A 15,480-nucleotide genomic window follows, 5' to 3' on the forward strand; every position below is an offset into this window, starting at 1 on the left:
AGACCGCCGGCGGGCAGGGGTAGGCGTATACCCCAACGAAATATAGTACCTGTTATACCCAAAATTTAAATTGCTGTGAGATCTTTTACGTTATTCGTGACCCTATTGTCCGTTGTTCTGTGCAGTTTCACGTCCGCCCTGGCGCAAGCCCCGGTCGCCAACTTCACGGCTAATGTCACCAGCGGCTGTTCTCCCGTCGTCGTTACCTTTCAAAACCAATCGTCCAACAGTACTTCCTGGACCTGGGATTTCGGCAACGGCGCCACCTCCACCCGCCAAAGCCCTTCGGCCACTTACTTTAACCCCGGCACCTATACCGTGCGCCTGACCGCCACCAATGCCAACGGCAGCAACTCCGTTACCAAACAGGCGTTCGTGACCGTTTACGATGTGCCCAAGGTGCAGTTCGCGGTGGACAAGGCCTCCGGCTGCGCGCCGGTACAGGTGCAGTTTACCGACCAGTCCACGGCCGCTGCCGGCACCAGCAATACCAAATGGCTCTGGGCCTTTGGTGACGGCACCGAATCGGACCTGCAACATCCTTCCGTTACGTACCGCAACCCGGACAGCTATGCCGTTTCGCTGACGGTCACCAACGACAAAGGCTGTTCCCAGACCGCCGTACGGTCAGGCCTGGTTACGGTAGGCACGCCTCCCGCTTCCGCCTTTACGGCTTCCAGCCCTTCGGCCTGTAAAGCCCCCGCTTCCGTTAGCTTCGCCAACAGTTCCACCGGCAGCGGCACCCTCACCTATACCTGGTACTTTGGCGACGGGGAAAAATCCAACGAAATCGCACCCGCCCACATCTACAAGGCAAACGGGACCTATACGGTTTCCCTGGTCACCCGGAACAACCTGGGATGTATCGATTCCATCAGCAAACAAACTTTTATCACCATCGGCGGCATCACCACCGACTTCACGGTGCCCACCCTTTGCGAACGCAACAACGGGCAACTGCTCAACAACTCCTCCCCTGCCCCCCTCAGCTCGGTCTGGAGATTCAGCAATGGCACCACCGCTGCCACCCGTGACGCCGCACCTTATTTCGCCAACCCGGGCACCTATACGGTCAAACTGGTCAATACGTACAGCTATTGCGCCGACAGCATCACCAAAACCGTTACGGTCCTGCCCCGGCCCCAGCTGAACTTTGAAACGCCCCAGCTCATTAACTGTAAAGTGCCCTTCACCGCCGCTTTCCGCAATACGTCTGCCGGTTTGCCCGATAATGCCTTTTCGTGGTCGTTCGGCAATGGCACCACCTCCACCGAAAAGAACCCGCAGGTTACTTATACCCGGGAGGGTTCCTTCACGGTTATCCTTACCGGCACCAGCACTGCCGGCTGCGCCGACACCCTTACGAAGACCAATTACATCCGCATCGCCCGCCCCATTCTTTCCGCCCGGGAAATTCCCGCGAAAGGCTGTGTACCTTTCAGCTTTTCTCCTAAGCCCGAAATCACCGCCTTGGACAGCGTGGAAACTTACCGTTGGGACTTTGGCGACGGCGCCAGCAGCACCGATTCGCTGCCCGTACACGTCTACCAGCAGCAGGGAACCTATGAAGTGCGGCTGACCATTACCAGCAGCACCGGTTGTACCGTAACCAAAACCTTTAATGATGCGGTAAAAACGGGAACCGTTCCTACCGCCGATTTTTCCGCCTCGGAGACGGAAGTGTGTGCGGAAAAGTCGGTGACTTTTAAGAACCTGTCGTCCCAACCTACGGACAGCTACTTATGGGAGTTTGGCGACGGGCAAACGTCCACGGAAACAGACCCGGTGCATAAATTCACCAATGTCGGGCCGATGAAGGTCAGCCTGACCGCCATCAATAATGGTTGCTCGACCACGGTAAAAAGAGATAATGTCGTCACCATCAAAGCCCCGATTGCCCGGTTCACCGCCACGCCCTCGACGGCTTGCATCGTCACCAATGGAAAGCGGCTCACCTATACCTTCAACAATAGTTCGCTGGTGCTCGGATCGCAAGCGGAATGGAGCTTTAGTGACGGCAGCCCGGTAGAAACCACCTGGCTCCCGCGCCCCCACACCTTTCCCAATTACGGTACCTGGAAAGTGACGCTCAAGCTGACCAACGGGACCTGTTCGTATACCACCAGCCAGGATATTACCATCGTGGATCCGAAACTCGACTTTACAGCCACCGAACGGGAAGGCTGCAGAAGCTTTAAAACTACCTTCCAGGCTTCCAGCCAGGGACAGGTCAAAACGTACACCTGGTATTTCGGAGATGGAAAGATCCAACCGACGAACGCCGCCCAATACAGCCATACCTATACAGCGGCCAAGGTATACGATGTCATGCTGATTACCACGGACAACTCCAACTGTAAGGATACGGTTACCAAATCGAAATTCATCCAGGTCAACGGCCCCACAGCCGCCTTCACTGCTGCCGATTTCCAGGGCTGTAAAGGATTGACCGCCAAGTTTACCGACAATTCGCCCTCTTCGAACCCCGGCGCTCCGGTTTCCTGGACCTGGGACTTCGGTGACGGCACCTCCGAAGTGCATTCCAACGCGCAACCTGTTCAGCACCGCTACGATACGACCGGCGTGTTTAACGTGAAGCTGGTCGTGCGGGACGGCGCCGGCTGCAAGGACAGCACCACTTTCCGAAGCGTACGGGCATCGGTGGTACGGGCCAACTGGAATGTGACCCGCGAAACCTGCCCGGGCACCGAGCTGGCCTTCAGTAATACGTCCAGCTCCAACCTCGGTGCGTATACCAGTACCTGGACCTTCGGTGATGGCCGCACCTCCGACCTGCAGCGCCCGACTTATGCCTATACCGACACCGGCTTCTTCACCGTCAAACTGAAAGTGCGCGACATCCAGGGCTGCGAAGCCGAACTGGAGCGGCCGGCCTATGTGTACGTGGGAAAACCGGTAGCCGATTTTTCCGTCAACAGCGAGGTTTCTTATTGCCCCAGCTTTACGGCCCGGTTCACCGACAAGTCCACCTACGCCAACAAATGGGCCTGGGACCTGGACACCATCACTACCCAGCAAAGAAACCCGGTCATTACCTACCGGTCGCGGCGTACCTACAATGTAAAGCTGACGGTAACCAGCCCGGGCGGGTGTACGGCCGATACCACCCGGCAAGTGACCCTGCGCGACCCCGAGGGTTCCTTCACCTATAACTACCTGAGCGCCTGTAACCCGGTGCCGGTAACGTTCCAGGCCCTGGACGGCATGAAGGCCCGGCTGACCTGGGACTTCGGCAACGGCGACATCCTGGCCGATACGGCCGCCAACCGGATCTCCTATACCTATACGGATTTCGGCAGCTTCACGCCCGCCGTCATCCTTACCGACCGGGCCTGCCCCCTGTATCTTACCGGGAAAGACCCGATCGAGGTGCTGGGCATCAAAACCCAATTTGAAATTGACCGGCAGCTGCTGTGCGACAGCGGTCGGGTGCGCCTGACCGCCCAAACGGAAACCTCCGGTAAGCTTGCCGGTTATTTCTGGGACTTTGGTGACGGCCAGACCCTGCCTACCGACCAGAGCAGCCTGGAACATTTCTATGCAGCCCCCGGCCGCTATTCCGTATCCTTGATTGCCCGGACGGAAGCCGGCTGCGCCGACACCCTGCTGAACCAGGGCCCCATCAGCGTGGTGCAACGCCCCGTCGTAGAAATCCATGGCGATTCCGCCGTTTGCCAAAACGGCAGGATACAGTATACCGGCAACCTGTTGCGTCCCGACACCTCCGCCGTTCGCTGGAGCTGGGTGTTCCCCAACGGCAATGCCGCCACGGTACAGAATCCCGCCGGGCAACAGTTCGTCCGGGCAGGCCAGTTTACCGTGCGGGCGGTGGTCACCAACAGCAGCGGCTGCAGCACGGAAGCCACCAGGGCGCTGACCATTCATTCCCTGCCGGTCATTACGCTGCCGGCCAACCTCACCATGCGCGTCGGCTTCCCCACCGTGATCCCTGCCACCTATTCGTCCCGCATGGCCACCTATTCGTGGCTGCCGGCGAACAGTACGTTAAGTTGTACCGATTGTCCCCAGCCCACCGTTGGCAATATCGGCAACGATACCAAGTACTCGGTAGCGGTTACGGACAGCAATGGCTGTAAAAACACCGGCGAAGTGCAGGTACATCTGTTTTGCCAGAACGCCAACGTTTTTGTGCCCAATACCTTCTCGCCCAATGGCGACGGCAGCAACGATGTGTTCCGGGTACTGGGCCGCGGCGTGGACCGGGTGAAGTCGTTCCGGGTATTCAACCGCTGGGGCGAAATGGTGTTTGAGAAAAGGGAGTACGCCCTCTCCGACGCTTCTGCCGGCTGGGACGGCCGCTATAAGGGCCGTGCACCGGTAGCGGACGTGTACGTTTACCAACTGGAAGCTTATTGCGATAACGGACAAATCATTCAATTCTCGGGCAACGTTGCTTTAATTCAATAATCACATGAACAACATATTCCAACCAAACTACCTGAAATACCTGGGCCTGGTGGTCCTGGGCTTCCTGGCCAGCGCTTCCGTACGGGCGCAGGACCTGCACTTTTCACAGTTTTTCGAAACGCCCCTGCTGCGCAACCCCTCGCTGGCCGGCCTTTATACCGGCGACGTGCGGGCCCGCCTGCTCTATCGCAACCAGTGGAACTCGGCCACGGCCGCCTATAAAACCTTTGCGGCCAGCGGCGAATACAAAACCTCCGTGGGCCAGAGCGACGACTTCCTTACCCTGGGCCTGCAACTGCTGCACGACCAGGCGGGAACCGTGGCCTGGACCTCCTCGCACGTGCTGCCGGCCCTGAACTACCATAAATCGCTCAGCTCCGAAACCAACCGCTACCTGTCGTTGGGCTTTATGGGCGGACCGGTGCAGCGCCGCCTGGACCTGTCGAAAGTGACCACGGAAAGCCAATACTACGGGCGCGGCCTGGGAGAAAATACGCTGACGCCGCAATACACTTATTTTGACGGAACCGTGGGCATGAGCTACAGCGGCCAGCTGGACGAAAACCCCGACAACAACCTGGTGGTGGGCCTGGCCTACCACCACTTTACCAAGCCGAAAAACTCCTTTCTCCGCGATAAAAAGGTGGCCCTGGATCCCAAATGGGTGGGCTCTGTGGGGGTAAAGCTCGCCGTACAGGAAACGGGCTACCTGAACCTGCAGGCCGACTACTCCGTCCAGGGCGGCTCACGGCAGGCAGTAATGGGAGCGCTTTACGGGATTAAGCTGAACCAGGAGGTGGATAATCCGCAGTACGTGCTGCATGGCGGCGCCTTCCTGCGCTGGAACGATGCCTTTATCCCGGTGGTCAAACTGGATTACCGCCCGGTTTCCTTCTCGTTCAGCTACGATGTCAACATTTCCCGGCTCAAGACCGCTACCCGCGGAAGGGGCGGATTTGAAGCCGGCATCACTTATACCGGCTTTATCCGGGAGGCCAACTACTACTCCAACTACCCCCGTTTTTAACGGAGTTAGGGCGCCGTTAAAACTGTTTTGGCCCGGGCCGGTTTTTCGGCAAAAACTTTGTTATAGTAGAAAAAACAAACTATCTTACTAATAATAAAAAAGACATCCAAAGCGTTGAAGAAACTTTTACCTATATTATTTTTTAGTTTTTTCCTGATGGTGAACGATGGGGTAAACGCCCAGGTTCAGGCTCCGGCTCAAGCCCAGCCTGCTTCGGCTCCGCCTTCCAAGGTTTCCCTGCTCCGGTTCTTTCCCAACCCGGCTGTATCCAGAATCACCTTCAGCTTTCAAAAGGACCATGAAACGGGCCATTCGATCCGCATTTATAACTTTCTGGGGAAATTAATGTATAAAGCGGATGATATTGGGGAGCAGACCATCGTAGACCTGGGCACTTTTAACAAGGGCCTCTACATTTATCAATTGTTTGACAAAAAGAAAAATCTGCTGGAATCCGGCAAGTTCCAGGTATCGCGCTACTAACGTGCTATTTCATTTGTTGTATATAAAAACGGGTCATTAAAAAAAGCGGTCATTGGCAAGCTTCAGCTCCAATGACCGCTTTTCTTTTGGCCCCATCTAATATGGATTGGTCCCTTCCCTCCTACTGTACTTGCACAATCAGGAACTTGAGGTAATGGGTATTTTCCATGCCCCAGATGATGGGGTGGTCGGCCGACTGGGTCTGGAAGGTCACCTGCCGGATAGTACGGCGGGCATCCTTGGCCGCCATTTCAATGATCTGCAGGAACAGGTCGGGCTGCACCAGGTTGGTACAGGAAGAGGTCACCAGGAAGCCGCCGGGACGCACCAGCTTCATGCCCCTTAAATTGATCTCCTTATAGCCGGTAATGGCTTTCTGGATGTTTGCCCGGCTTTTGGTAAAAGCCGGCGGGTCCAGCATCACCACGTCGTACTGGCGGCCGTCCTTACCCCATTGCTTCAGCACGTCAAAGGCATTGGCGGTTTCGAAGCGGCAGATCTTTTCGAGGCCGTTCAGCTCGGCGTTGCGGTTGGCCTGCTGCACGGCATTCTCCGAGATGTCGAGGCCCAATACCGACTTGGCGCCGTAAAAGCCCGCATGCAGCTCGAAGGTACCGGTATAGGTAAAGGCTCCCAGTACCTCGGCGCCCTTTACAATGTTGCGGATGGCCGTGCGGTTGTCCTGCTGGTCCAGGAAGTAGCCGGTTTTCTGGCCGTTCTCGATATCGACGTGAAACTTCAGGCCGTTTTCGTTGATGACAATCCTGGTATCGAAGGGTTCGGATAAAAAGCCCTTTTGCAGCGGCAGGCCTTCCAGCTCGCGTACCGGCACGTCGTTGCGCTCGTAGATGCCTTTAGGCTGGAAAACCGTTTGCAGTGCCCGGACGATCTCGGGCTTCCAGCGGTCGATGCCCAGCGCCAGGGTCTGCAGCACGAAATAGTCGTTGAACTTGTCGATGATCAGCTGGGGCAGGCCGTCGGCTTCGCCGAATACAAGGCGGCAGTTTTCTGTATAGCCCAGTTGCTGGCGGTAGGTCCAGCAATCCTTTATTTTCTGTAAAAAGAAATCGGCGTCGACTACGGTCTTTTTATCCCGGGTCAGCAGGCGCACCATGATCTGCGACTGGGCGTTGAAATATCCTTTGCCCACGAATTTTCCGTCGTGGAAATAGACCTCCACCACACTGCCGGGTTCGGGTTGGCCTTCCACCTTGTCTACCTCGTTGGCAAAGATCCAGGGATGGCCGCCCGCTATACGGTTGGCGATCTTCTTTTTTAAATGAACTTTTTGCATAATAAGGCTGCAAACTTATTAAAATATGACAAGGCTTTGCCGCTTCTGGCCTATTTAACAGCCGTATAAGACATTTTGTCCTTTAGCGGTGCCGTGGCAATATTATTGAGCGCTACCTTTGCATTCAATTTTTTGTTTGATATGAAGACACAGGACCTACACGAAAACCAACCAAACGGGCCGGAAAACGGAAGCGCCCAAGGTGTGAACAGCGAAGAAACCAGCAGCGGCAGCCAAAACCTCAACGAAGTCCTGGAGGAAGATGCCCAGGTAGCCGGGCTGAAAGCCAAAGTGGATGAACTGAACGATAAATACCTGCGCCAGGCAGCCGAATTCGATAACTTCCGCCGCCGAAACGCCAAGGAGCGGATCGAGCTGGTACAAACCGCCGGCAAAGAGGTGATCACCGACCTGCTGGATGTGCTGGACGACTGCGACCGGGCCCAGAAACAACTGGAAGCCGCCGACGATATCCAACAGGTGAAGGAAGGCGTGCAACTGGTATTTTCCAAGCTGCGCAATGTACTGACGGGCAAGGGCCTGAAGCCTATTGACGCCAAAGGCAAAGAATTTAACGTCGACCAGCACGAGGCCATTACCGAGATCGAGGCCGGCCCGGACTGGAAAGGAAAAGTGATCGACGAAGTGCAGAAAGGCTATTACCTCAACGACAAGATCATCCGTTACGCCAAAGTGGTGGTGGGTAAATAAATTTCCCTGCCCTGCAATCTATAATGTAAATCATAAACCTGGTGCTCCCTGCCTGAGGCGGGGAGTTCCGCAGGCCCTCCTCACCGGAAGGCCGTAAAGCAAGTATGACAAAGAGAGATTACTACGAAATTTTGGGTGTTTCCAAAGGCGCTGCGGCCGACGAGATCAAAAAGGCTTACCGCAAGGTGGCCATGCAGTTCCACCCCGACCGCAACCCGGGCGATAAAGCTGCCGAAGAAAAATTCAAGGAGGCAGCCGAAGCCTATGAAATCCTGAGCGACACCGATAAGCGGGCCCAGTACGACCGTTTCGGTCATGCCGGCGTCAGCGGCAACGGCCGCGGACCGCAGGGCGGCCCTAACATGGAAGATATCTTCAGCCAGTTTGGTGACATTTTCGGCGACGATATCTTCGGCAGCTTTTTCGGCGGCGGCGGCCAGCGCGGCCGTGGCGGCCAGGGAGGCCGGAGCCGGGGTACCCGCGGCAGCAACCTCCGCATCAAACTGAAGCTTACCTACGAGGAGATCGCCAAAGGTGTGACCAAGAACATCAAGGTGAAAAAATACGTGTCCTGCACCACCTGCAGCGGCAGCGGCGCCAAGGACAAAAGCAGCATCCAGACCTGCGGTACCTGCGGCGGCAGCGGCCAGGTGCGCAAGGTCACCAGCACCTTCCTGGGCCAGATGCAGACCGTGACCACCTGTCCGACTTGTAACGGCGAAGGATCGACCGTAACGGCCAAGTGCGGCTCCTGCAAGGGCGAAGGAAGGGTGTACGGCGAAGAAACCGTGACCATCGACATCCCCGCAGGCGTACAGGAAGGCATGCAGCTGAACATCAGCGGCCGGGGCAATGCCGGCGAACGCGGCGGTATGCCGGGCGACCTGGTGATCCTGATCGAAGAAGAACCGCACAAGGAACTCCAGCGCGAAGGCCTGAACGTGGTGTACGACCTGCACATTTCGTTCCCCGAAGCGGCCTTCGGCACCAACGTGGAAGTACCCACCATCGACGGCCGCGCCAAGATCAAGATCCCGGCAGGCACGCAAAGCGGAAAAATCTTCCGCCTGAAAGGCAAGGGCTTCCCCGCGGTGAACAGCTACGAAAAAGGCGACCAGCTGGTACATATCAACGTATGGACCCCGCAGCACCTGAATGCCGACGAAAAGGCCATGCTCGAAAAGCTGAGCAACTCGTCCAACTTCAAGCCCAACCCCGATAAAAATCAAAAGAACTTCTTCGACAAAATGCGCGAGATGTTCTCTTGAGGTCAATAGGCAATAACCAATTGACAATAGGCAAATAGAAAACGGCTGGCAATTTATCTCCCGATAAACTGCCAGCCGTTTTCGCATTAATGTATCGATCGGTTATCAGCCGGCCACTCCCAATTCCCAATGAACCAATTCCTAATTGCCTATTGCTTATTGCCAATTCCCAGCGGCCAGTCTTTCTTTTTCTTCTTTTTCGTATAAATGGCTTTCGCCTGTTGCACCAGGGAGAGGAATTCTTTCTGCAGCGGCTCGGACGGATTTACGGTTCGTTCGGCCCAGTCCTCGATCGCATTCCAGTTCAGGCCGCTTACCATTCGCGACTCGCGCAACTGCAGGCCGAACTGAATCAGGGCGGTGGCAAACCGGTACGAAGGCGCCAGTTGCTCCAGGGGCACCACGCCCAGCGAGGGCTGCACCTTTTCCTCCCACACTTTCGACTGGCCCGGCAGGCGGTATTTCAGCGCATACAGCACCGGCTGCTTTGGGGCGGCAGCGCCGGGTGTAGCCGCGGCCGGCTCGATCTCAAAGGCCAGCAGCATGGAGTAAGCCGACCCGATCACTCCTCCTTCCACCACGGACAGCGTATCCTTTATAGCGCCCATTTTATTGTCAAAACCAATCAGGCGGTACTTGCGCACGCTGGCGGGATTGAACTGAACGTTCAGGTAGGCGTCCTCCGCTACGGTATAAAAGGTTTGCAGGAACTCTTTCATCAGCACTTTTTCCGCCTCGGCATAGCTGTCCAGGTAGGCAAAGTTGCCGTTGCCCTTTTGCGCCAGCGCCTGGATCTTCGAATCCTTGTAATTGCCCATACCCACGCCCAGGCAGGTAAGGTATACCCCGGTGCGGCTCTGCTCCTTGATGAGTGCTTCCAGTTCGGTCTCCTTCTGGAGGCCCACGTTAAAGTCGCCATCGGTAGCCAGGATCACCCGGTTGTTGCCGCCCCGGATAAAATGTTCGCGGGCCAGTTTATAGGCCATCTTAATGCCCGATTCGCCCGGGGTGAACCCTCCGGGCAGGATGCCGTTGATAGCGGTAAAGATCTTTTCCTTTTCCGCTCCGCCGGTGGCGGGCAGCACCACCTCCACCGACCCGCCGTACACTACGATGGAAACGGAATCCTTGTCGCGCAGGTTATTGACCAGGCCGCGGAAGCCGGCTTTCAGCAGCGGCAGGCGGTTGGGCATGTCCATCGAACCCGACACGTCGATGAGGAACACCAGGTGGGTGGGCGGCAGGCTGTCCAGGGCGATCTTCCGGGAGCGGATGTTGACCAGCAGCAATTCGTTCAGGGCGTTCCAGGGGCAGTGGGTAAGGGTGGAAGTGATCTCGAAGGCTTTGCCGCCTGCAGGCTCGGTATAATTCAGGTTGAAATAGTTCAGCATTTCCTCAATCCGCACGGCATCCGGCGGCACCGGCGACTGGGTGTTCAAAAAGCGCCGGATGTTGCTGTAGGCCGCCCGGTCCACGTTCAGGGTGACCATGGTGGAGGGGTTACCGGCCGCCTCGATAAATTGATTCTCCACGATGCTGGCATAGGTCTCGTCGCCGTTGAACCATTGCTGCTGGAAATTACGGGCCAGGTCCTGGGTCAGGGAGGACAGCTTGTAGCTCGATGTGCGGGCCGAGCGGTTATCTTTCTTTAGAATCACACTGAGGTTGGCCGTAGCATCGGCCACCACTTTTTGCACGAAATAATCTTTGAGGGAAAAAGTAAGGGTGTCTATTTTTTTGCGGCTATTGAGGCCAAAGGTGCCCTCCATGCCGGAACGGAACAGGTAACCGGTACTGTGCTGCAGGATGGTGACGTTGGGCAGGGGGTTGCCGGCTTCATCCTTCACTTCGCCCCTCACATAATACTGCTGGGCCCTTACAAGGGCGGGCAGCAAAAGAAGCAGTACTATATAAAGCGTTTTCCGGGGCAAAATGGTAGGCCTTAAAGTAAGGGTTTACTTGCAGAAACTAAAGATACTACCGATTTTCAGAAAAAGGAAACCCCCTCAGCGGGGGAATTGGGATATTGGTTAATTGGTTAATTGGGCCTTGAATACCGGAGGCTCCCTCCTAATTCCTAATTAACCAATATCCCAATTAACTAATTCCCATTACACCAATTGGTAAATCTCTTTCAAATTCCTTCCCAGTCCATCATAGTCAAGGCCATAGCCCACGACGAATTTGTCGGGGATGGAAAAGCCCGTGTAGTCGATGGTAAGCGGGAATTTGGTGGCCTCGGGCTTATGCAGCAGGGCCACGATCTTCAGGGAAGCGGGGTTCTGGTGCTCCAGCTGCGGCAGGAACTGGTTCAGGGTTTTGCCCGTATCCACGATATCCTCGATGATGATCACGTCGCGGCCATACAGGTCATGGTCCAGGCCAATAGCGGTGATCACCTGGCCGGTAGAGCGGGTGCCCTTGTAGGAGGCCAGCTTGATAAAGCAGACCTCTGCCGGGATGTTCAGGTGCTTGAACAGGTCGGAGGCAAACATGAAGGAACCATTCAGGATGGCGATGAACAGGACCCGCTTGCCCTCGTAATCGCGGTTGATTTCGGCGGCAAGCTCCTGTATCCGTTGCTGAAGGGCTTCTTCGGCTAAAAAGGTCTGGAACGTTTTATCGTGTACTGTTATTTGTGCCATCACATTCTTTTGATACGCAATTGCTGACCGGCCTTCAGGGTAGCGCTGCCGTGCAGCCCGTTCCAACGCAACACATCGTCCACCCTTACGGCATACTTCCGGGAAATAGAGTAAACGGTTTCTTTGGCCTGTACCACGTGCACCAGGTAACCGCCGGTAGCACCGGACAGGGCCGTATTGTCGGTACCGGCATTGGGCCCGGCCACCACTTCCCTAGGCTTATTGATGACGGGAGCCGCCATCGCCATGGCGTCGGCAGGAACCACCTCCGCCGTACGGGGAGCCTGGGCCACCAGGGCGCCGGCAGGCACCAGGCGGGGCATGGATTCGGCTTTCCGGTGCAGGGAAAGCACTTCGCCGACCTGGGGCTTCATCCCGTTCTTTAAATGGTTGTATGACTGCAGGGTCTCCAGGCGGATCCCTTCCATTTGGGCAATCTGGTACAGGTCTTCGCCGGTAGCCACGGTATGGAACTCATGGGCGCCGGTCTTGCGCTTGCGTTGCAGGTACACCAGGCGGTCTTCGGCAGCGAACTCCTCGTCGGCCATGTCGTTGAAGTCGAACAGGCGCGACAGCCGCACCCGGTATTGCTGGGCGATGGAGAGGTAGGAAGTGCCTTTGGGTACAAACACCACGTCGGTTTCGTTGACCTGGAAAACGCCTTCGGGGTAAACGGGGCGCATCGGTTCGATCACCGGCACGGCAGCCGCGGCGGCGGGCGTGGTGGTCGCCACGGCCGGGGGCGGCGCGGGGGCATCCTGGGCCAGGGCTACCTTGGCCAGCACTTCCCTGGATTCGGGCTGGCGTCCCAGGGCGATGAGGGTGTAATCCTGCAGGTTGTATTCGCGGATGTATTTAATGAGGATCTGGGGATATTTGGGGTTGGTGGCATAGCCGGCCTTCTTCAGGCCGTGGCACCAGGATTCGTAATCGGCCGGGTCGTAATTGAACAGGAAGGCGTAGCGGGCGCCGGAGCGCAGGAAGTCCGAATGGTCGCGGTAGGAATCTTCGGGCGAAGGATACTTGCGAAAACACTCGCCGCGGGCGTCGTCGTCGTGCGATACCCACTCCCCTTTCCAGGTGCTTTTACACTTGATGCCGAAATGGTTATTGGAGTTGGTGACCAGCCAACTGGTGCCGGCCTCGGTTTCGAGGATGCCCTGGGCCAGGGTGATGGCCGCGGGTACGCCGGTACGCTTCATTTCGGCAATGGCCAGGTCTTTGTACCGTTCAATGTAAGGGCCGATGTTCTGTTTGAGCGCAGGAGACTGGGCAAGAGCAATCTTACCGGCAAAAAACAGAAATAAGGCGAGTGCAGTGTGCAGGAGCTTCATAAGATGTCGTTTCAATAAAATCAGCAAATACATTTATACCTTTCGGATCAGGAACAATCCATCGCGTAACGGCACCATTACCTTTTCCACGTCGTGGCGTGTCAGCAGGTAATCGTTAAAAGCCTGTATGGCTTTTGCGTTCTTGCCCTTAACCTCTTTGTCCAGGACCTGACCGTGAAAGAGCACATTATCCGCTAAAATAAAACCGTTTTGCCGCACCTTCGGAAAAACAAGGTTAAAATAATTTATATAATTTACTTTGTCGGCGTCAATAAAAACCACGTCCCACTCTTCCTCCATTTCACCGATTATTTCTAACGCATCACCGATATGTAATATTATTTGCTCCGAAAAAACCGATTTATCAAAGAAGCCTTTAGCGGTCCGGGCGTCCTCATCCCGCACTTCGATAGTGTGCAGGCGGCCGTCCGGGGCCAGTCCCTTGGCGAGGCACAGGGCGCTGTAGCCGGTAAAGGTTCCGATTTCGAGAATGCGCCGGGGCCGCAGCATACAACTGATCATCTCCAGCACCTTTCCCTGTAGATGCCCGCTAATCATATGCCATTTCGGGTGATGCTGCTGTGTATAGCGTGCCACCTCCGCCAGCAGCCCGTCTTCGGGCGAGGTATATTTTTCCAGGTACACCGCCAGCTCGGGGTGCAGCATTTCCTTCAGGTCCATGCGCAAAAGTATCAATTGGAAGCCGGAGCCACGGGGGAAATTGCCGCATCGGTCTTGCGGGAGATGAGCAGCAGGCCCAAAAAGGTGAGCAGGCCGTTGTAGATCAGCAGCTCGTAGCCGATCTTGAAGGCGCCGAAAAACGAGGTGGAAAAGCTGCGCACCCCGCTGGTCCAGCCCTCGTCCAGCTTCAGCTGTTTTTGCCACCAGTCGATGTTGTTCAGGAAATCGATACCCAGGATCAGCAGGGGCGCCAGCAGGCAAACGTACAGGGCCAGCCGGTCGTTGATCACCCGTTTGGTAAGGATGCCGAAGGCGAAAAGCCCCAGCAGCGGTCCGTAGGTAAAGCCGGCCACCTTCAGGATGATGTCGATAATGGACTTGTTGTCCATCAGCTTGAAGCCCATGACCATCAGGAAAAAGATAAAGGCAAAGGAGAAGTGAACGGTCAGGCGGATTTTGCGTTTGGCCGCTTCCGTCAGGTCGGGCCGGCGTTTGAGGCCCAGCAGGTCGATGCAGAACGAAGAGGTCAGGGCGGTCAGCGCCCCGTCGGCGCTAGGGAACAGCGCCGAGATCAGCCCGATGATGAAGATGATGGAAATGGCGGCGGGCATGTAGTTCAGCGCGATGGTGGGGAACAGGTCGTCGCCGGGTACCGTAATGTTCCTGGCTTTTGCATACAGGAATAAAATGCCGCCCAGGAACAGGAACAGGAAGTTCACCAGCACCATGATCACGCTGAAGGTCATCATGTTCTTTTGCGAGTCCTTCAGCGTTTTCACGCTGATGTTCTTCTGCATCATTTCCTGGTCGAGGCCCGTCATGCCGATGGTGATGAACATGCCGCCGATGATGTTTTTGAGGAAAAAGCCCGGGGCGTTGCTATCGGTATTGAAGATGCGGGTCAGGTTGTTCTGCCCCAGCTCCTGCAGCACCGAACCCGTCGAGTGCCCCATGTTATTCATGATGTAGCCGATGCACACCACCAGTCCCAGCAGCATGAAGGAGGTTTGCAGGGTGTCGGTATACACAATGGTCTTTACGCCTCCTTCGAAGGTGTATAACAGGATCAGCAGCAGGATAACGAAGGTGGCCAGGCCGAAGGAGATATGGAGGTCTTTTAAAATAAACAGTTGCAGGACGTTGATCACCAGGTACAGGCGGGCGGTGGCGCCCAGGGTGCGGGAGATGATGAAGAACAGCGCCCCGGTCTTATACGACACCATGCCGAAGCGGTGCTGCAGGTAGTTGTAAATGGAGGTCAGGTTGAGGCGGTAGTAGAGCGGCAGCAGCACGAAGGCCACCACGAAATATCCGAGCAGGTAGCCGATGACCACCTGGAAGTACGAAAAGGCCGCCGATCCCACGGTGCCGGGTACCGACACGAAGGTGACGCCGCTCAAAGAGGTGCCGATCATGCCGAAGGCCACCAGCATCCAGTTGGACTTTTTGTTCCCGATGAAAAACGAATCGTTATTCGAATTGCGGGAAGTGAAATAAGCCACTACCAGCAGCAGCACAAAGTACCCGATCACAAAAGAAAGCAACAGCGCACCTGACATAGATTATTTTTTGATGAATCCTTTGGGGC

11 protein-coding genes are annotated in these 15,480 nt (G+C 56.1%); 5 read left to right on the forward strand and 6 right to left on the reverse strand.

All coding sequences use genetic code 11. The features are described 5' to 3' along the window. Nucleotides 1-75: 75 nt before the first annotated feature. The 3 genes from V9K67_RS14970 to V9K67_RS14980 all read left to right on the forward strand — a co-directional run bounded on the left by V9K67_RS14970 (nucleotide 76) and on the right by V9K67_RS14980 (nucleotide 5,959). Nucleotides 76-4,449 carry a PKD domain-containing protein gene (locus tag V9K67_RS14970; protein WP_336723782.1) on the forward strand — a complete coding sequence of 1,458 codons (4,374 nt, stop codon included), beginning with the start codon at nucleotides 76-78 and terminating at the stop codon, nucleotides 4,447-4,449. A 4-nt stretch (nucleotides 4,450-4,453) separates the two neighbouring features. After that, the gene (locus tag V9K67_RS14975; RefSeq protein WP_336723784.1) at nucleotides 4,454-5,476 is read left to right on the forward strand and encodes a PorP/SprF family type IX secretion system membrane protein; all 1,023 of its coding nucleotides are present in this window, start codon (nucleotides 4,454-4,456) and stop codon (nucleotides 5,474-5,476) included. A gap of 156 nt (nucleotides 5,477-5,632) precedes the next feature. Next, nucleotides 5,633-5,959: a T9SS type A sorting domain-containing protein gene (locus tag V9K67_RS14980; protein WP_336723843.1), complete on the forward strand. Its 327-nt coding sequence runs from the start codon at nucleotides 5,633-5,635 to the stop codon at nucleotides 5,957-5,959. Nucleotides 5,960-6,080: 121 nt separating this feature from the next. Here the strand turns inward: V9K67_RS14980 and V9K67_RS14985 are convergent, their stop codons facing one another. Beyond that, nucleotides 6,081-7,253 (reverse strand): class I SAM-dependent rRNA methyltransferase, encoded by a 1,173-nt coding sequence (locus tag V9K67_RS14985; RefSeq protein WP_336723785.1) that lies wholly within the window; start codon nucleotides 7,251-7,253, stop codon nucleotides 6,081-6,083. 204 nt (nucleotides 7,254-7,457) lie between these two features. Between V9K67_RS14985 and V9K67_RS14990 the strand changes: the two genes are divergently transcribed. Together V9K67_RS14990 and dnaJ are read left to right on the forward strand one after the other, a co-directional pair. Then, nucleotides 7,458-7,964 carry a nucleotide exchange factor GrpE gene (locus V9K67_RS14990; protein ID WP_336723787.1) on the forward strand — a complete coding sequence of 169 codons (507 nt, stop codon included), beginning with the start codon at nucleotides 7,458-7,460 and terminating at the stop codon, nucleotides 7,962-7,964. A gap of 104 nt (nucleotides 7,965-8,068) precedes the next feature. Beyond that, nucleotides 8,069-9,232: a molecular chaperone DnaJ gene (gene dnaJ / locus V9K67_RS14995; protein WP_336723788.1), complete on the forward strand. Its 1,164-nt coding sequence runs from the start codon at nucleotides 8,069-8,071 to the stop codon at nucleotides 9,230-9,232. 149 nt (nucleotides 9,233-9,381) lie between these two features. On the opposite strand, the gene V9K67_RS15000 is transcribed toward dnaJ, so the two are convergent. The 5 genes from V9K67_RS15000 to V9K67_RS15020 all read right to left on the reverse strand — a co-directional run bounded on the left by V9K67_RS15000 (nucleotide 9,382) and on the right by V9K67_RS15020 (nucleotide 15,451). Continuing rightward, complete coding sequence (locus tag V9K67_RS15000; RefSeq protein WP_336723789.1) at nucleotides 9,382-11,127, reverse strand: vWA domain-containing protein; 1,746 nt, start codon at nucleotides 11,125-11,127, stop codon at nucleotides 9,382-9,384. Nucleotides 11,128-11,343: 216 nt separating this feature from the next. Then, a complete protein-coding gene (gene hpt, locus V9K67_RS15005) occupies nucleotides 11,344-11,877 on the reverse strand; it encodes a hypoxanthine phosphoribosyltransferase (RefSeq protein ID WP_336723790.1) in 534 nt (177 codons plus the stop codon). After that, nucleotides 11,877-13,211: a glucosaminidase domain-containing protein gene (locus tag V9K67_RS15010; RefSeq protein WP_336723792.1), complete on the reverse strand. Its 1,335-nt coding sequence runs from the start codon at nucleotides 13,209-13,211 to the stop codon at nucleotides 11,877-11,879. The genes hpt and V9K67_RS15010 overlap by 1 nt, the downstream gene beginning before the upstream one ends. A 33-nt stretch (nucleotides 13,212-13,244) precedes the next feature. Next, complete coding sequence (locus V9K67_RS15015) at nucleotides 13,245-13,892, reverse strand: O-methyltransferase (RefSeq protein ID WP_336723794.1); 648 nt, start codon at nucleotides 13,890-13,892, stop codon at nucleotides 13,245-13,247. Between the two features lie 11 nt (nucleotides 13,893-13,903). Next, complete coding sequence (locus tag V9K67_RS15020; RefSeq protein WP_336723795.1) at nucleotides 13,904-15,451, reverse strand: sodium:solute symporter; 1,548 nt, start codon at nucleotides 15,449-15,451, stop codon at nucleotides 13,904-13,906. Nucleotides 15,452-15,480 lie beyond the last annotated feature (29 nt).

This window comes from Huijunlia imazamoxiresistens (assembly GCF_037132455.1).
GTDB classification, from domain to species: domain Bacteria; phylum Bacteroidota; class Bacteroidia; order Chitinophagales; family Chitinophagaceae; genus Flavisolibacter; species Flavisolibacter imazamoxiresistens.